The sequence below is a fragment of the Nonomuraea sp. LP-02 genome, assembly GCF_036289125.1.
Taxonomy (GTDB): domain Bacteria; phylum Actinomycetota; class Actinomycetes; order Streptosporangiales; family Streptosporangiaceae; genus Nonomuraea; species Nonomuraea bangladeshensis.
On the sequence record NZ_JAXCLK010000001.1, the window covers coordinates 6,579,513 to 6,595,807 of the forward strand.

Annotated in this window: 16 protein-coding genes, 1 pseudogene and 1 riboswitch; of the genes and pseudogenes, 11 read left to right on the forward strand and 6 right to left on the reverse strand. The window is 72.3% G+C overall.

Annotated elements, in window-relative coordinates; translation table 11 throughout:
* Positions 1-7: 7 nt before the first annotated feature.
* Positions 8-123, forward strand: a riboswitch (TPP riboswitch).
* Positions 114-1,457: a purine-cytosine permease family protein gene (locus SMD20_RS30995; protein WP_329588141.1), complete on the forward strand. Its 1,344-nt coding sequence runs from the start codon at positions 114-116 to the stop codon at positions 1,455-1,457. (Overlaps the previous riboswitch by 10 nt.)
* On the opposite strand, the gene SMD20_RS31000 is transcribed toward SMD20_RS30995, so the two are convergent.
* Entirely contained in the window at positions 1,423-1,992 is a 570-nt protein-coding gene (locus tag SMD20_RS31000) for a methylated-DNA--[protein]-cysteine S-methyltransferase (protein ID WP_329588143.1), read from the reverse strand. The genes SMD20_RS30995 and SMD20_RS31000 overlap by 35 nt on opposite strands.
* Positions 1,993-2,077: 85 nt before the next feature.
* Between SMD20_RS31000 and SMD20_RS31005 the strand changes: the two genes are divergently transcribed.
* Positions 2,078-3,946 carry a PAS domain-containing sensor histidine kinase gene (locus SMD20_RS31005; RefSeq protein ID WP_329588145.1) on the forward strand — a complete coding sequence of 623 codons (1,869 nt, stop codon included), beginning with the start codon at positions 2,078-2,080 and terminating at the stop codon, positions 3,944-3,946.
* Positions 3,947-4,088: 142 nt separating this feature from the next.
* A complete protein-coding gene (locus SMD20_RS31010; protein ID WP_329588147.1) occupies positions 4,089-4,523 on the forward strand; it encodes an ATP-binding protein in 435 nt (144 codons plus the stop codon).
* A gap of 16 nt (positions 4,524-4,539) precedes the next feature.
* On the opposite strand, the gene SMD20_RS31015 is transcribed toward SMD20_RS31010, so the two are convergent.
* The 3 genes from SMD20_RS31015 to SMD20_RS31025 form a co-directional block, all read right to left on the reverse strand.
* Positions 4,540-5,193 (reverse strand): YidC/Oxa1 family membrane protein insertase, encoded by a 654-nt coding sequence (locus SMD20_RS31015; RefSeq protein WP_329588149.1) that lies wholly within the window; start codon positions 5,191-5,193, stop codon positions 4,540-4,542.
* Positions 5,194-5,280: 87 nt separating this feature from the next.
* Complete coding sequence (locus SMD20_RS31020; RefSeq protein WP_329588151.1) at positions 5,281-5,481, reverse strand: DUF6412 domain-containing protein; 201 nt, start codon at positions 5,479-5,481, stop codon at positions 5,281-5,283.
* Complete coding sequence (locus SMD20_RS31025) at positions 5,478-5,651, reverse strand: hypothetical protein (protein WP_329588153.1); 174 nt, start codon at positions 5,649-5,651, stop codon at positions 5,478-5,480. Before SMD20_RS31025 ends, SMD20_RS31020 begins: the two co-directional genes overlap by 4 nt.
* A gap of 94 nt (positions 5,652-5,745) precedes the next feature.
* Here SMD20_RS31025 and SMD20_RS31030 point away from each other — a divergent pair, with 94 nt between their 5' ends.
* Positions 5,746-6,438, forward strand: coding sequence for a response regulator transcription factor (locus tag SMD20_RS31030; protein ID WP_329588155.1), 693 nt, complete (start codon positions 5,746-5,748; stop codon positions 6,436-6,438).
* Complete coding sequence (locus tag SMD20_RS31035) at positions 6,438-7,562, forward strand: sensor histidine kinase (RefSeq protein WP_329588157.1); 1,125 nt, start codon at positions 6,438-6,440, stop codon at positions 7,560-7,562. The genes SMD20_RS31030 and SMD20_RS31035 overlap by 1 nt, the downstream gene beginning before the upstream one ends.
* On the opposite strand, the gene SMD20_RS31040 is transcribed toward SMD20_RS31035, so the two are convergent.
* Positions 7,513-8,091: a hypothetical protein gene (locus tag SMD20_RS31040; protein ID WP_329588158.1), complete on the reverse strand. Its 579-nt coding sequence runs from the start codon at positions 8,089-8,091 to the stop codon at positions 7,513-7,515. The two genes, SMD20_RS31035 and SMD20_RS31040, sit on opposite strands and share 50 nt — an antisense overlap.
* 187 nt (positions 8,092-8,278) lie before the next feature.
* Between SMD20_RS31040 and SMD20_RS31045 the strand changes: the two genes are divergently transcribed.
* From SMD20_RS31045 to mptB, 3 genes and pseudogenes are all read left to right on the forward strand, one after another.
* A complete protein-coding gene (locus SMD20_RS31045; protein ID WP_091081001.1) occupies positions 8,279-8,626 on the forward strand; it encodes an STAS domain-containing protein in 348 nt (115 codons plus the stop codon).
* Positions 8,623-9,384: a glycosyltransferase gene (locus SMD20_RS31050; protein WP_329588160.1), complete on the forward strand. Its 762-nt coding sequence runs from the start codon at positions 8,623-8,625 to the stop codon at positions 9,382-9,384. Before SMD20_RS31045 ends, SMD20_RS31050 begins: the two co-directional genes overlap by 4 nt.
* Positions 9,385-9,573: 189 nt before the next feature.
* A pseudogene (gene mptB / locus SMD20_RS31055) lies at positions 9,574-10,665 on the forward strand (polyprenol phosphomannose-dependent alpha 1,6 mannosyltransferase MptB); the annotation flags it as partial.
* A gap of 268 nt (positions 10,666-10,933) precedes the next feature.
* Here mptB and SMD20_RS31060 read toward each other — a convergent pair.
* A complete protein-coding gene (locus SMD20_RS31060; RefSeq protein WP_329588162.1) occupies positions 10,934-13,546 on the reverse strand; it encodes a hypothetical protein in 2,613 nt (870 codons plus the stop codon).
* 59 nt (positions 13,547-13,605) lie between these two features.
* Here SMD20_RS31060 and SMD20_RS31065 point away from each other — a divergent pair, with 59 nt between their 5' ends.
* From SMD20_RS31065 to pheA, 3 genes are all read left to right on the forward strand, one after another.
* Positions 13,606-14,811, forward strand: coding sequence for a glycosyltransferase 87 family protein (locus SMD20_RS31065; RefSeq protein ID WP_329588164.1), 1,206 nt, complete (start codon positions 13,606-13,608; stop codon positions 14,809-14,811).
* Positions 14,812-14,833: 22 nt separating this feature from the next.
* Positions 14,834-15,253, forward strand: coding sequence for a DUF4446 family protein (locus SMD20_RS31070; protein ID WP_329588166.1), 420 nt, complete (start codon positions 14,834-14,836; stop codon positions 15,251-15,253).
* A gap of 71 nt (positions 15,254-15,324) precedes the next feature.
* Entirely contained in the window at positions 15,325-16,248 is a 924-nt protein-coding gene (gene pheA / locus SMD20_RS31075; RefSeq protein ID WP_329588168.1) for a prephenate dehydratase, read from the forward strand.
* The last annotated feature ends 47 nt before the right edge of the window (positions 16,249-16,295 follow it).

Sequence of the window (16,295 nt, forward strand, 5' to 3'; positions counted from 1 at the left end):
GAAAACTACAGATCGTCGCGGGAGCTCGGGGTTCGCCGGGCTGAGAGGGCAGCCATCCAGCCGCTGCCGACCGCCTGAACCTGTCCGGGTAATGCCGGCGTAGGGAGTGTGCGATGGCGCATGTCGCCGACGAAGTCCCCCTGACCCTCGACGGCGCTCCGCCGAAGACGCTCGGCGTCCTCGACCAGGGCGCCCTCTGGGCCAACCTCGGCGTCAGCCTCCTCGGCTTCTCCGGGGCGCTGTTCCTGCTCGACCCGCTCGGCAACGCCCCGCTCAGCCTGGCGGGCGCGCTCGTCGCGGCCCTGGTCGGCAGCCTCATCGGCACCGCCATGGTCGGTCTGTCGGCCGTCCCCGGCACGCAGACGGGGCAGCCCGCCATGGTGCTGCTGCGCGGGCTGTTCGGGGCGAAGATCTCCTACGTCCCCACGGTGCTCAACATCGTCCAGATGCTGGGCTGGGGGGCGTTCGAGCTGTGGGTGATCGCCAAGGCCGCCACCGCGATCTTCGGCGGGGTGCCCTACCAGGTGTGGGTGATCGCCGCCGGGGTGCTCACGACCGCGCTGACGATCTGGCCGCTCGGCTCGATCCGGCTGCTGCGCCGCTACGTCACGGTCGGCGTGATCATCTCGATGCTCTGGTTCACCTGGTTCTTCCTGAACGAGGCCCCCTCGTACGCCGGCGGCTCGTGGACCGCGTTCCCCGCCGCCGTCGACTACGTGATCGCCCTGTCGGTCTCCTGGGTGCCGATGGCCGCCGACTTCGCCCGGCACTCCCGCTCCAGCCGCGCCGCGTTCACCGGCGTCGTCGGCGGCTACACGCTGGCCCAGGTCGCCTGCCTGGGGCTGGGCGTGTACGCGGTCGCCATCGCCGGCTCCGCCGCCGTCACCGCCGACAGCACGGCGGTCTTCGCGCCGTTCGTGGCGGCGCCGCTCGGCGCGCTGTTCTTCGGCATCCTGGTGCTGCGCGAGACCGACCAGTCGTTCGCGAACGTCTACTCGACCACGATGTCCCTGCAGAACCTCATGCCGCGCGTGGACCGGCGGGTGTTCTCGGTCGCGATCGGCGTGCTGACCGTCGCGATCGCCCTGGTCGTGGACGTGACCTCCTACGGCGCGTTCCTCGGCGTGATCGGGGCGGTCTTCGTGCCGATGTTCGCCGTGCTGGCCGTGGACTACTTCGTCTTCGCCCGCGCCGACCACTGGAACACCGCCGAGGACGCCCCCTCGCGCTGGAGCATGCTGGTGCCGTGGGCGCTCGGGTTCGTCGCCTACTGGCTGACCACCTCGACGCCCACCGTCGCCGCCTGGGACGGGATCTGGGCGGGGCTTCGCGACGCGATCGGCTTCACCCGCCAGCCGTGGATGAACGGCGCGCTCGGCGCTGCCCTGGTGGCGGCGCTGGTGACGCTGCTCGCCGGGGCGCTCACGGGCCGGTCGAGACGCGCCGTTCGACGTTGAGCAGGTGCTGCTTGGCGGCGACGCCTCCCGCGTAGTCGCCGAGCGCGCCGTCCTCGCGGACCACCCGGTGGCAGGGGACGATCACGCAGAGGGGGTTGGAGGCGAGCGCGTTGCCGATCGCCCGCAGCGCGCGCGGCCGGCCGATGCTCTCGCCGATGTGCTCCAGCGTCGTGGTCGTGCCGTAGGGGACCGCCATCGTCTTCTGCAGCACCGTGCGCGAGAACGGCGTGGCGAGCGCCAGGTCGACCGGCGTGGCGAAGGCCCGCAGCCGCCCCGAGAAGTAGGCGTCCAGCTCTCTGCGCAGCGGGTCGAGGCGGCGCGGGTCGGGGCCGATGAAGCGGCCCACGTTGCGGCTGATCAGCTCGAAGACGTCGTTCTCCGGCTCGAAGGAGCAGGCCACGGCGCCCTTGGCGGTCACCGCCAGCACCATGCGGCCCACGGCGCCGTCGTAGGTGCCGAACGCGATGTCCGGCGAATCTCCCCGGTAGGTGCTGGAGGTCACGCGCAGCAGGGCGTCCAGTTCGCCGCTCGTCATGCCTCGCCCTCCCGGAATTGTCGTGACCGCAGCGTATCGGACGGATCGCCCGACGCACCCACCGCGCCACGTGCACTATGGAGGAGTGGGGGACGAATGGGCCGGCAGTGACGATGAGATCGCCCGCGCGGTGCTCGACAGCTCGCCCAACGCCGTCGTCGCGGTCGACAGGGACCAGACCGTGCTGGTCTGGAACGAGGCGGCCGAGCGGCTGTTCGGCTGGACGGCCGCGGAGATGCTGGGCCGCCGGGCGCCGATCGTCCCGGCGGAGCTGACCGCCGAGCACAACGCGGCGCTGGAGCGCGTACGGACCGGCGGCCAGGTGTCGGTGCGCACCAAGCGGCTCGACAGCGCCGGCGACCTCCTCGACGTGCGGGTGGACATCAGCGCGCTGCGGCTCGGCAGCGCCGTCGCCGGCTACGTCTGCGTCCACCACCTGGCGCGGGCCGACCAGGTCGCGAAGACCCGCATGGCGCGCCGGGCCAGGCTGGTGCGCCGGCTGACCGATGTGGTCGGCGACATCAACTCCGACCTGGAGCTGTCGGCCGTGCTCGACCGCATCTCGGCCAGCCTGACCGAGCTGACCGGGGCCGACGCGGGCGGGTTCGTGCTCATCGAGGGGGAGCGGTTGCGGCTGGTGAGCACGTACGAGCTGCCTGACGGGCTCCGCGGCACCACCACGGACCTGCGGACGAGCCTCGTGGACCGGCTCTTACGCACGGGCAAGACCGTGCTGCTGGAGTCGAGCGGGCTCGACGACCTCGTGTGGGCGCGGCTGAACGGCCTGCACACGATCGCGCTCGGCCTGGCCGCGGTCGGCGGCCGGCCCTACGGCGCGCTCTACGCGCTGTTCGCCAGGAGCACCCCCGGCCATCTGGAGCTGGAGCTGCTGGAGCTGCTGGCCGGGCACGCGGGCATCGCGGTCGGCAACGCCGTCGCCTACCAGGAGGCGGTGCGGCAGCGGGCCCACGAGCGGGCCGTCTTCGACGCCAGCGCCGACGGCATCGCCGTGCTGGACGAGGCCGGGCGGGTGGTGCGCTGGAACCCGGCCGCCGCCGAGATCACCGCGATCCCCGAGGAGGCCGTGCTCGGCGGTCCGCCGCCGTTCCCGCTGCCCGAGCCGGGCGAGAAGCTCACCTTCCAGCTGGAGACCGGGCGGTGGCTGGACGTGGTGGGCGCGCGGATCGAGGAGACCGGCGAGGTCGTGGTCGACTTCCGCGACGTGACGAGGGCCAAGGAGCTGGAGGAGGCGAAGGACCTGTTCCTCGCCACGACCAGCCATGAGCTGCGCACGCCGATCACGATCGTGCGGGGCTTCGCCTCGACCCTCGACGCCCGCTGGGACAAGCTCGGCGACTCGGAGCGGCGCGCGGCCGTGCACACCATCGCCGAGCGGGCCAGGTCGCTCGGCCAGCTCATGGACCACCTGCTGCTCGGCGCGCGGGCCGGGGCGGACGAGCTCAAGGTGCGCATCGAGGAGTTCGACCTGGCCGAGCGCATCCACGCGGCCACGCTGGGGCTGCCCGTGCTGTCGGACCGGCACCGGGTGGAGGTCGCGATCGGCGACGGGCTGCCTTATGTGCTCGGCGACGCGCTCGCCACGGACATCGTGCTCGGGCAGCTCCTGGAGAACGCGTTCAAGTACTCGCCCAAGGGCGGGCTGATCCGCGTGGAGGCGTGGCCGGAGGACGACGACGTGGTCGTCGTGGTGGACGACGAGGGCGTCGGTATCGCCGCTCCTGACCGGGAACGGGTCTTCGAGCGGTTCGTCCAGGTGGACAGCGGGGACCGGAGACGGTTTGGTGGAGTAGGGCTCGGGCTCTACATCGTCCGCAGTCTGGCGAGGGCACAAGGAGGAGACGTGAGCGCACATCCGAGGCCCGGCGGGGGCACCAGGATGCGGCTGGTGCTGAAGGGCGCCGGCACTATCGGATCCGACACACCGATGCGGTAACGAGGTGGTCACGGTTGAGCTGATCTATCTTCCAATGTGTACAAGCTGTGATCGAGATGCGGTTTCTGGGATCGAGTAACGGGGCATTTCGGTCGTACCGGGGAGTGTTCCCGCGGGGGGCACAGGGAACGGGGAGGTGGGTGTGTCAAGCGTGGTGCTGCTGCCGTACGCGCCGTCCAGCGTCGCCGTCGCCCGCCAGCGTCTGAGCACGGACCTGCAGGACAGCGGGGTCTTCGCCACGGCGATCGACGACGCCGTGCTCGTCGTGAGCGAGCTGTTGAGCAACGCGCTGCGGCACGCGCACCCGCTGCCGTCCGGCATGGTGAGAGTCGCCTGGTTGCGCAGCGACGGGCACATCGAGGTCGCGGTGAGTGACGGAGGCGCGGCGACGGAGCCACGGGCGGCCCGGCCGACCCTGTCCTCGCTCGGGGGGCGGGGGCTCGGCATCGTGGAGTACGTCGCGGAGAGCTGGGGGGTGCGCCACGACGGCGACACCACGACGGTGTGGGCGATCCTGCCCGCTCCTCAGGCTGCTTCGATGAACGGGCAGGTCGCGGCGTTGAAGGAGGCCGGTTAGCCGGCCCTGGGGCGCGTCAGGCGCTCGCGCCGGCGGGGCGCCGGTAGAGCACGGCCCGCTCCGCGGTCGCCCACGCGTTCGACACCAGCAGGTAGAGCCCGGCCGCGAGCGGCAGCACCAGGACGGCCACCACCGACCCGTACGGCGCCAGCCTCGCCATCCTCCTGACCAGCTCCGGCTGGTCGTCCCCGATCCTGATGTTCCTCACGGACAGCCACGCCACCGCCGCGACCAGCAGGATGACCAGTGCGAAGACCGAAACGGGCACACTGAACAGACCGTAATTCGCCACCAGGCCCGCCACCTGCTGACCCAGCGGCGCCCCGAACAACGTGTGCCCCGCCAGCGCCGTCGGATGCGTGGCCACGCGGTACATCAGCCACAGGAACGGCAACTGCCCCAGCATCGGGAGGAACCCGGCGAACGGCGAGCTGCCCTCGGCGGCGTACAGCGCCCTCGTCTCCTCGGCCAGCCGTTCGGGGTGGCGCGCGTGGCGCTTCTTCAGCGCCTGGAGCTTGGGGGCGAGGCGTTCGCGGATCCTCGCCGTACGGGCCTGGCGCACGTTGAGCGGCAGCAGCAGGAGCCGTACGGCGAGCGTGAACAGCACGATCGCGAGCGCGGCGTCGCCCCCGGCCGTGCCGACGACGAACGTGACAAGAGAATCGATCATGAGAAAGCGAGCCTTCCATCCATGGGGACGATCGGGATGGGGCTCACCCGGCGGCGAGCCCCGCTTGCCTGGGGAAGCGGGGCGTGCCTAAGGAGCGCGCGAGCGGGACCGCCCGGCGGCGTCAGGGTCGCGCTGACGCTGGAAGGCGGTGCGGCGCGCGTAGGTCAGCGGAAAGCCAGGGGACTCCCCGCCGAGGACGGGCAGCAACGTGGCCGCCCACGCGACCAGCAGCAGGATCGCCACCAGGGTGATCCCGGCCAGCCACGGGTCGAAGAGGAACTGGGTCACTGCGAACGGGAGGACTTGCTCATCACGGTGACCACGACGAACAGGACCAGAGCGATCAGACCGACGATCAAGGCCAGCTTGAACAGGCCCGCCAGCAGCGGCAGCAGGAAGTTGAACACCACGAACAGGCCCAGCAGGGCCCCTATGACGATCATCACGACTCTACTCATGAGCCCACCGTACGTCCTCCGGGCAGGGGCCGCGAGGCTTACGGAGTGATGACGTGGGCGGCGGTTCCGGGGGCGTGAGCCGTACCGTGAAGTGGTGAACACGCGCATCCTGGTGGTCGAGGATGATCCGACCGTTTCCGAGGTGGTCGCCCGCTATCTGGAGCGTGACGGGCACGAGGTCGAGTGCGTGGGCGACGGTGCCGAGGCGCTGCGCCGGGCCCTCGCGCATCCGCCCGACCTCATGGTGCTCGACCTCATGCTGCCGAGGCTCGACGGGCTCCAGGTGTGCCGCAGGCTCAGGGAGCGCTGGCCGGTGCCGGTGATCATGCTGACCGCGCTGGGCGAGGAGATCGACCGGGTGGTCGGCCTGGAGACGGGGGCCGACGACTACGTGGTCAAGCCGTTCAGCCCGCGCGAGCTGGCCCTGCGGGTGCAGTCGGTGCTGCGGCGGGCGCGGGGCGCGTCCGTGACCGGCGGCACCGGGGTGCTGCGCGACGACGACCTGACGGTGGACGTGGGCGCCCACGAGGTACGCCTGCGCGGCGACGAGGTCATGCTGACCGCCCGCGAGTTCGACCTGCTGGCCTACCTCATGCGCAACCCCCGCCAGGCGTTCAGCCGGTCGGCGCTGCTCAACCAGGTGTGGGGCTGGTCGTTCGGCGACTCGTCCACGGTGACCGTGCACGTGCGGCGGCTGCGGGAGAAGATCGAGCCGGATCCGACCGCGCCGCGCAGGATCGTCACCGTGTGGGGCGTCGGCTACCGCTACGAGCCGATGGAGGGCTGATGACGCCGCACGGTGTCCCGCCGGCCGCCGTGGCGGTCGGGGAGCTGCCGACGGTCGTGGCCGTGGCGGCCGGGCTCGGGCTGCTGGTGGCGCTCGGCGGGATCTGGGCGATGGGACGGCTGCGCACGCGTTCGATCGGCGTGATGCTGGCCGTGGTCGTGGTGGTGGCCGTGGCGGCCACGCTGGCCGGCGTCGTGGCGATCATCGCCAAGATGATCATCGAGGGGCCGGTCAAGGACTTCGTGCTGAGCGTGGTGGCCGTCGGCGGGCTGGTCGGGCTGGGGGTGGCGTTCGTGCTGTCCAAGCGGGTCGTACGGGAGAGCCGCCGGCTCGTGGACGCCGTACGTGAGCCGCCGTTCCAGGCGCCCCAGGGGCTGCCCGCCGAGCTGCAGGAGATCGCGAACACCCTGGAGGAGGCGTACGCCCGCGAGCGGGCCCTGGAGGGCGCCAGGCGCGAGCTGGTCGCGTGGGTCAGCCACGACCTGCGTACGCCGCTCGCGGGCATGCGGGCCATGGCCGAGGCGCTGGAGGACGGCGTGGTCTCCGACCCCGCGACGGTCGCCCGCTACCACGGGCAGATCAAGCTGGAGGTGGAGCGGCTGTCGGCCATGGTGGACGACCTGTTCGAGCTGTCGCGCATCCACGCGGGGGCGCTGCGGCTCTCGCGGGCGAGGGTCGGGCTGGCCGACCTCGTCGCCGACACGGTCGCGGGCGTCGAACCGCTCGCCCGCGCGAAGGGCGTGCTGCTGACCGCCGAGGCGGCGGACGCCGCCGTGCCCGTCGAGGCCGACGCGGGCGCGCTGGGGCGCGCCCTCGGCAACCTCGTGGTCAACGCCATCAGGCACACCCCGTCGGACCGGGCCGTGGTGCTGCGGGCCGCCGTGGACGACGGCATGGCGTGCCTGTCGGTCGCCGACTGCTGCGGTGGCATCCCGGAGGAGGACCTGCCTCGCGTGTTCGAGGTGGCCTTCCGGGGGGAGAGCGCGCGTACGCCGACCGCCGACGGAGGGGCCGGGCTCGGGCTGGCCATCGCCCAGGGCATCGTGGAGGCGCATGACGGGGTGATCGGGGTGGTCAACGACGGGCCGGGCTGCCGGTTCGAGATCCGGCTGCCCCTGTGCTGAGGGTGGTCTCTGTGCTGAGGGTGGTCTCTGTGCTGGGCGTGCTCCGGACCGTCTCCTCCCCGATGCGGAGCTCCGCGGCGGGGTGGGCCGGACCGTCGGGCGTGGACGGGTGATCGGTCGCGGTGTCCTGGTCTTCCTGGGTGCCCGTGGTGTCCCATTGGGAGCCGAACGACTCCACCATCGCCCGAAATGTCGGACACGGCCACCGCCACATGCAGCTCCGGCACCGCAGGATCGGATGCGCCGCGTCGCTGGTGATGCCACCCGCGTCACGGGGCTGGTGCAGGTCGAGCAGCCTGAGCCCCAGCTCGGAGAACCTGAGCAGGTCGGCACGCGCCCCCGCCAGGAACTCCAGGTCTTCGCGGACCAGCCGCGTACGGATCGGGACGTAGCCCTCGTGGTTGAGCAGGCCACGCAGCCGCGCTGCTTCGTCATGCCATGAGTTGGCCTTCTCCGTACGGAGAAGGATGGACTCCAGCCGATCGCGGAGCCCTTCGCGCTGAGGATCTTCGGGTTTCTCGGTCTTCATCGACGTGGGGCCCGTCAGCCGTGCCCTGGTCCCTCCTTCTCGGTGCCGCGGCGGGTGTTCAGGTGTCACGCTGTCAAGCTTCGCGTACTCTCCGTGCCTATGGAGCCCAAACGGAGGACAAAAACCTGTGCTCGCCCTATCGGCGTGACAACGTGACCGGAAGCCTCCGCGCCGCTAGCCTGCCCATGTGGAGCTCAAGGTCTCGACTCGATCACATGCCGGGTTCGCGCTTGTCGCGGTCACCGGGGAAATCGACCTCTATACGGCGCCTCACCTGCAGTCCGAGTTCACTCGGCTGCTGCAGGAAGGGCCGAGCCGGGTGGTCATCGACATGTCCGCCGTGGATTTCTGCGACTCCACGGGGATGAACGTGCTGCTCTCGGCGCTCAAGCGGATGAAGGAGCAGGGGGGCACGCTGGAGGTGGCCTCGCCCCGCCCCGCCGTGCGCAAGATCCTGCAGGTCACCGGGCTCGACTCGGTGTTCACGGTGCACGAAGAGGTTCCGCAGGAGTTCCTCATATCCGAGGGATCATGACGGCAGCCGCACCGGGTTCACGAGCGGTGAGCGGTGACACCGCGGTCGTCATTCCGGCGGTGAACGAGGCCGAACGCATCGCGACCACCGTCAAGGCCGCCTCGGCGCTGCCCGGAGTGGACCTCGTGGTGGTCGTCGACGACGGCTCGCGCGACCTGACCGGCAAGGCGGCGCGCGCCGCCGGCGCCCGCGTGGTGCGGCACAGCCGCAACCGGGGCAAGGCGGCCGCGATGGAGAGCGGGGCCGAGGCCGTACGCCTCCTGGACGGGGACGACGCCGCACCGCGCCACCTGCTGTTCCTGGACGCCGACCTCGGCGAAACCGCCGCCGCGGCGGCGCCGCTCGTCGAGCCCGTACGCGCGGGCGTGGCCGACATGACCATCGCCGTCTTCGCCGCCAGGGTGAAGCTGGGGGGCCACGGGTTAGTCGTCCGCCTGTCCAGGGAGGGCATCCGCCGCGCGACCGGCCTGGAGCTCGCCCAGCCGCTCAACGGCCAGCGCTGCCTGACCCGGGCCGCCTTCGAGGCCGCACGGCCGCTGGCGCACGGGTTCGGCGTGGAGACCGCCCTGACCATCGACCTGGTGCGCAAGGGATACCGGGTGGAGCAGGTCGAGGTCGAGATGGCCCACCGGGCCACGGGCACGGACTGGCGGGCGCAGCTCCATCGGGCGACCCAGCTGCGGGACGTGGCACGGGCGCTGGCCACCCGCGACCCGGTGGTCGTCCAAAACCTGAACAAACTTCACCCCAACCGCTGACCACCTCCAGGACAGGCCGAGCCTGCGGCGCGGTCACCGGGCACCTGCGGCACTTCCGCCCGGGTGCCCGGCCGGTTATCCACAGGTGCCCGCCATCCGGGCGGAGGCCGTCCGCGCGTGTGCTGGAATACGCGGGTGACTTCGGAGACGCGGCACAACAACGCACGCGGGCGGCTCGCGTTGGCGGGCATGTGGGCGATCGGCGCCTCCGTCCTGCTGACGGCCGCCATCGGCCTGCTCGGCCCGTCGGCCATGGTCCCCGCGCTGGGCGGGCCCGCCTGGCAGCCGCCTTACTCCCTGGACGTCCATCCCGATCCGCACCTGACGGTCGCCCTCGGGGCGGCGGCGATCATCCTCGGCGGCCTCGGCCTGCTGACCACGTTGCTCGCCCTCGCCAAGCCTGCCTCGGCGGCCTCTGCGGCCGCTGCCCGCCTCGGGGGCGTGCGGTTGCCGGACGGGCGGCTGCTGGTGCTGCTCGGTTGCCTCGCCGCCGCGATCCTCGCCTTCCTGCCCCCCTCGGGCTCCGGCGACCATCTCAACTACGCCGCGTACGGTCGCATGCTCACGCTGGGGCTCAACCCGTACACGCACGGAGCCGCCGACCTTCCCGGTGACGTGATCGCCGACGCGGTCGAGCGGCCGTGGCGCGAGGAGCCCAGCGTGTACGGGCCGGTCGCGACGGCGGTGCAGGCGTTCGCGAGCTGGGTCGGCGGCGACTCGCTCCGGTTGACGATCTTCGTTCTGGCGCTGGTCAACGCCGCCGCCTTCATCGTGACCGCCCTGCTCATCGACCGCTTCACCAGGCACGACGAGGCCGCCCGCCGCCGCGCCGCGCTGCTGTGGGCGGCCAACCCGCTCCTCCTCTACCACCTGGTCGCCGGCATGCACGTGGACACCCTGGCCGTGGCCTGCATGGTCGCCGCCCTCCTCGCGAGAGGCCGTCCGGTGGGCGGGGGCGTCCTGCTCGGCCTGGGTGTGGCGATCAAGGCCAACGCGGGTCTCGTCGCTCTGGGCCCGGCCTGGGAGCTGCGCCGCCGTCCCGGCCGCCTGGCCGTCATGGCGGGATGCGCCCTGGCGGTGGTGGTCGCCGGATACGCCGTGGCGGGCACGGACGCGATCGCGCCGGTGACGCGCACCAGCAAGGCGATCTCGCACGCCACGGTCTGGAAGCTGGTTCAGGGGTGGCTGCAGTCGGTCATCGGCACGGGGACGGCCTACCGGGGCGAGATCCAGGTCGGCTCGCTCCTGCTGCTCGCGCTGCTGGCCTGGTTGCTGTTCCGATGGGCCGCCCGCACCGGATGGACCTGGGGCACCGGCCGGGCCGCCGGGGCGGCCGGGCTCGGCGCGCCGGTTGTGGCGGCCGGGCTGGCGGTGGCGTACGTGTTCGCCTCGCCGTACGTGCTGCCCTGGTACCACGGGCTGGCCTTCGGGATGCTGGCGCTCGTGGCGGGGTCCGCGGTGGACGCGTTCCTCGTCGTGCACCTGCTGGCCCTGTCGCTCGCCTACCTGCCCGCCCGCGTCGACGGGCAGCCGGCGGACCTCGCCTGGCTCAGCGGCGTGGTCCGGCCTCAGACGGCTTGGGTGCTGCTCGCTCTGACGTTCGCCCTGGCGGTGTGGGCCTGGCGAGCTGCAGGGCGCGCACACACGCCGCCAGCGTCAGCGGCACCGCGACCGTGAGCGCCATGGCGGGGATGGCGATGCCCGAATCGTTCATCAGGAACCCGACGAACGCGCACGTCAACGCACCGAACAGGCCGGCGCGGAGCGTCGGGGCGAGGGCGTAGACCTGTCCGAGCGCCGCGGCCCCGTATCGCGAGGGCCGGGCCAGCACCAGGAAGAGGAACGCGAGCGCGACCAGCGTGAGGAGGGTCAGTGACCAGTTCCCCACCGTGACGCCGATCATGGCGCTGAACTTGCGGCCGACGACGGTCCACGCCTGGCCGTCGATGACCTGCTGCACGAACGTCCCCAGATGCGTCCGCTGCGCCTCGGGACGCAACCAGTCGACCACCGACAACACCCCGACGATCGCCACCCCCGCGACGCCGACCAGCAGCAGCCTGAGCAGCGACACCCGCCTGCCGGAAAGGAGGATCAGGAAGACGGCCAGCCCGATCACGAACGCCGGCACCCCGCCGAAGTCCGCTCCCCAGGACGGCCACCCGTCCGCGAACACCGCGAACATCCCGTAGAGCGCGCAGGCCCCGACCACGACGAGCCTGGAGACGCCTCTGCCCAGCAGCCACTGCGCGATCCCGGCCAGGCCCAGGATGGTGCCGGTGGCGTAGACGGCGAAGGCGATGTTGCTGAAGCCGTAGAAGCGGCCGCCGGTGACGGGCTCGTACCCGGTGACGGCGTTGACCTGGAGCTTCGAACCGGTCATGACGTCGATGATCAGGGCCAGGGACGTCAGCGCCGCGACGACGGTCAGCGGGCCGAGCACGTGCGCCCGCCAGGGGCCCGCGAACGCGGCGGCGGTGATGAGCGCGGCGATGCCCAGGATCGTCACGACGACCGAGACCATCGGCACGGGGAGGGTCCACCAGGGCACGAGCTGCGCCAGGAAGGTGGAGACGGCGATCGCGCCGCTCAGCACGGCGACGATCTGGACGGCGCGGAGCAGCTTGGACGCGCTCGCATCCCCGCCGCCGATGTCGTTAACAGCGCTGCTGCCGCCGCCACTGCTGCCGCTGCGGCTGTCGTCAGCGTCAGCGTCAGCGCCAGTGGCGAGGTCGTCGACGGTCGGTGGCGTCGTGGCGCTTGGCGCCGGCTCACCCCCAGGCGGGGCGGTGGCATCGCCTCCGGCCGAGGCGGCGGTGCCGCCACCGGCGAGGGGAGCGGTGCTGTCTCCGGCGATGGGAGCGGTGCTGTCTCCGGGCAGGGTGGCGGTGCTGTCTCCGGTCAGGGGGGCGGCGCCGTTCCCGGGTGGGACGGCGGTGTCGCCTCCGGGCGTGCCGCCTTCCGGCGAGGTCACGGCGTCGCGTCCGGCTGGGGTGGTGGAGCGGCGGCGGCGTAGGGCGAGGGCGGCGCAGGCGTAGAAGAGGAGCTGGAGGGTGACCAGGACGGTGAAGAACGGGCCGCGGACGTTCCTGAGCACCTGGCTGGCGAGGTCGGCGTCGGCGAGGCCGGACACCGTGTCCGCCGTGCTGCCGGACGCGGGAGCGCCCGCTTGCCAGGGGCGGCCGACCACTTCGCGCGGCTGTGGCAGGCCCAGGAGCTGGATGACGGTCGCGGTGAGGTCGGTGATGGTGACCAGGGCGTCCTGGCGGGTGGAGGTGGCGGTGAGGTGGCCGCGCGGGTACGGCTCCCCGGCCGGGGACGGGCCGGCGGCCACGGCGACGTGGAGGTGGGCGTTCGGGCTCACGTCGGAGAGGCCGGCGACCAGGATCGTGGTGCCGGGCGGGAGCCGGTCGAGCAGGGTGGCGACCTGGCGGTCGGCCTCGGCGACGGCGGCCTGGCGGGTGGCGGTGGGCATCCCCGCGGGGACGCCGTACTCGTCGAGGGGCTGGCGGGACCAGGCGTCGGCGAGGGTGGGGACGTCGAAGACGATGAGGTTGTACGGGGAGGGGTCGCCCAGGGCGTCAGGGGTTGGGGCGTATTTGGCGATATTTCCGGACTTGTCGGCACCGGCGATGGCCGCGCCCGGACCGATGGCGGCGACCTTGCCCCCGCCGTCCGTCACCAGCCGGCCGAGCGTGCCGATCCGGGCGTCGTACCCGGTGTCGGACTGGTAGGCGGTCATGGCCTGCCAGCCGGGCACGGTGGCGGAGCCGTCGCCGCGAGCGGACGGTTGAGTGGCGGCGGGGCAGCCCTTGCCGTCGGTGCCCGCGCGCTGGCCCGCGGAGACGGTCAGCCAGCCGGCGACGGGGCAGGTGATGCCGCGGTCCGGCGGCGGTACGGCCCTGGTGGAGAGCGAGGCCGAGGAGCCCTGGCCCACGAGTTTCCAGAGGGCGGGGGTCCGGGTCGCGTCGAGGTCGCTCCACTGGAGACCGGGCACGCCGATCAGCGCCACCCGGCCGCTCGGCCGGTTCTGGGCGGTGGCCGGGGTGAGGGTCAGGAGGGTGAGGAGGGCGGCGAGGAGGACGACGGCGACGCCGTGCACAAGGCGGGTGCGGGAGCCGGGCCGACCTCCTGGCAGGCCGGATGCGCTCTCGTACGCCATGGATGGAACCCCCAGTGATTGCCCCTCGTACAACAAGAGCCACGGTAACGTGCCACACCGTGACAAGAGGCGAGGTGCGGGTGAACCGGCGGCAGTGGTGGGCGTGGGCGATCGTGGCGCTGGCCGTCGCGGCGGCCGTCGCGCCGCTCGTGCACACGTGGCTCACGAACCCTGACGACCAGCGCCTGGTCGACCTGGACGTCTACCGGACCGGCGGGCAGATGCTGCTCGAAGGGCGACCGGTGTACGCCGCCCACACGCCCGCGCCGCAGTTGCTGCCGTTCACGTACCCGCCGGTGGCGGCCATGCTGGCGGTCGGGCTGGCCGTGATGTCGTGGGAGACGGCCCAGTGGGTGTGGACGGCCGGGATCTACGTGACGCTGGCCGTGACCGTCTGGTTCTCGTTCCGGCAGGTGCTGACGGGGGAGGCGGTCCGGCGGTACGCGCCGTGGGTGTTCGGGCTGCTCATGGTGGCCTGCGCGTACCTGATGCCGATCCGCGACCAGGTGCGTTTCGGGCAGGTGGACATCCTGCTGGTCGCCCTCTGCGTCGCGGACTGCCTGGCCAAGCGCCCCTGGTGGCCGCGCGGCTTCCTGATCGGGCTGGCGACGGCGGTCAAGCTGACGCCGGGCGTGTTCCTGATCTATCTCCTGGTCACCCGGCAGTGGCGGACGTTCTGGATGGCGGCGTTCGTGACGGCGGTGCTCTCGCTGCTGCCGTTCGCCGTGATCCCGGAGGACGCGGCCGACTTCTGGTTCTCGGCGCTGCTCGACCCCGAGCGGCTCGGCGCGAACGCGGCCACCACGAACCAGTCGATGCGCGGCATGCTGATCCGCCTCTACATGAACGACACGGTGGAGTCGGCGATCTGGCTGGTGCTGGTCGCCGTGGTCGCCTGGTTCGGCTTCCGTGGGGCACGGGACGCGTACCGGGCGGGTGACCCGCTCGCCGCCGTGGCGCTGGTCGGGCTGATGGCCGTGCTGCTCTCGCCGGTCGCCTGGATCCACCACCTGGCCTGGATCGTCGTGGTGCTCGGGGCGATCGTGGGCGACGGGCGCGACCCCGTACGGCTGCGGGTGGCCGGTGGGGCGTGGCTGTACTACGTGGTGCCGGTCCCGTGGTGGGGGGTGGCGCTGATCGCGGCCGGCATCCCGGGGGTGAGCCTGGTGCTGGGGAAGATCGTTCAGAACGGGTTCGGGCTGGGGGCGCTGGTCCTGGTGTGGTTGCTGGTGTCGTGGTTGCCGAAACGGCGCGAGCTTGCTTGACTGAGCCGTTACCCTCGGTCACGTGCTCGTTACCGTATGGGTGATCGTGGGCGTCGTCGCCGGGGTCAGCGGCGTGCTGATCGGCCGGCTGTCGCTGCGGCAGGCCAGGGCCGCCGTGGAGGACTGCCAGCGGCTGCTGGCCAGGCAGAGCAGCGAGGGCATGGGCGATCTCAAGGCGATCAGGGACGTCGCGGTCTGCCGCTACGACGCGCTGTCCGAGATGCGCGGGCGGCTGTCGTTCTCGGTGGCGATGATCAACGGGCTGGGCGACGGGATCGTGCTGACCTCGATCAACGGGCAGAGCGAGACGCGCACGTACGTGCGGCCTGTGGTGGGCGGCAAGGGCGAGCAGCCGCTGTCGCCCGAGGAGGCGGAGGCGGTGCGGGCCGCCCGGCTGGGGCTCGGGCCGCTGGTGCCGTGCCGCTCGGCGGGCCCGCTCTGACCTGACGGATCAAGGGCCGATCAGGGGCGAAACGGGCGCGGGCCCTGGCGACCTGCGGTTACTCTGGACGCATGCCGAGACTCGCCTACCTCGGGCCCGAGGGTACGTTCACCGAAGAGGCCCTGAGCCTCCTCGACCCCACGGCCGAGCGGCTGCCCTGCGCCAACGTGAGCGCGGCGCTCAACGCGGCCCGCGCCGGCGAGGCCGACGGAGCCGTGGTCCCGCTGGAGAACTCCATCGAGGGCGCCATCACCACGACCCTCGACGAGTTCGCCTGGGGCGAGCCGCTGCTGATCACGGCCGAGCTGCTGCTGCCGGTGCGGTTCTCGCTGCTGGCCAGGCCCGGCACGGAGATCCCGCACATCAAGCGCCTCTACACGCACCCTGCGGCGATCACGCAGTGCCGGGGCTACATCGCGCGCGAGCTGCCCGACGCGGTCGTGGTGGCCGCGCCCTCGACGGCCGCCGCGGCGCAGGAGGTCTCGCTGCCCGGGTCGCCGTACGACGCCGCGATCGCCCCCCGCATCGCGGGCGAGTACTACGGGCTGACCGAGCTGGCCGGCGGCATCGGCGACCGGTCCGACACGGTGACCAGGTTCGTCAAGGTCAACCGTCCCGGCGGGCCGCTGCCCGAGCCGACCGGCTCCGACCGTACGACGCTGGTGGTCTTCCTGGCCGACGACCATCCGGGCGCGCTGCTGGAGATGCTGACCGAGTTCTCGGTGCGCGGCGTCAACCTCACGCGCATCGAGTCGCGGCCGACCGGAGACGGCATCGGGCGCTACTTCTTCCACTTCGACTTCGAGGGGCACATCGGCGACGCGCGGGTCGGCGAGGCCGTCGCCGGGCTGCACCGCATCTGCGGCGAGGTGCGCTTCCTCGGCAGCTATCCGCGGGCCGACGGCATGGCGCCGCAGATCAAGCGGGGCACCTCGGACGAGGAGTTCGGCGAGGCGGGCGAGTGGCTGGCCCGCATCCGCGCCGGTCAGGTCTGACGGAGATCCCCGGCAGGCGGTAATCCGGGGGCGGGGCGGCGTCCGGC

What these genes read in the sequence shown, in the direction of transcription:
- SMD20_RS30995 (WP_329588141.1), top strand. Translation starts at nt 114, where the DNA reads ATGGCGCATGTCGCCGACGAAGTCCCCCTGACCCTCGACGGCGCTCCG.
- SMD20_RS31000 (WP_329588143.1), bottom strand. Translation starts at nt 1,992, where the DNA reads ATGACGAGCGGCGAACTGGACGCCCTGCTGCGCGTGACCTCCAGCACC.
- SMD20_RS31015 (WP_329588149.1), bottom strand. Translation starts at nt 5,193, where the DNA reads ATGATCGATTCTCTTGTCACGTTCGTCGTCGGCACGGCCGGGGGCGAC.
- SMD20_RS31025 (WP_329588153.1), bottom strand. Translation starts at nt 5,651, where the DNA reads ATGAGTAGAGTCGTGATGATCGTCATAGGGGCCCTGCTGGGCCTGTTC.
- SMD20_RS31035 (WP_329588157.1), top strand. Translation starts at nt 6,438, where the DNA reads ATGACGCCGCACGGTGTCCCGCCGGCCGCCGTGGCGGTCGGGGAGCTG.
- SMD20_RS31040 (WP_329588158.1), bottom strand. Translation starts at nt 8,091, where the DNA reads ATGAAGACCGAGAAACCCGAAGATCCTCAGCGCGAAGGGCTCCGCGAT.
- SMD20_RS31050 (WP_329588160.1), top strand. Translation starts at nt 8,623, where the DNA reads ATGACGGCAGCCGCACCGGGTTCACGAGCGGTGAGCGGTGACACCGCG.
- SMD20_RS31060 (WP_329588162.1), bottom strand. Translation starts at nt 13,546, where the DNA reads ATGGCGTACGAGAGCGCATCCGGCCTGCCAGGAGGTCGGCCCGGCTCC.
- pheA (WP_329588168.1), top strand. Translation starts at nt 15,325, where the DNA reads ATGCCGAGACTCGCCTACCTCGGGCCCGAGGGTACGTTCACCGAAGAG.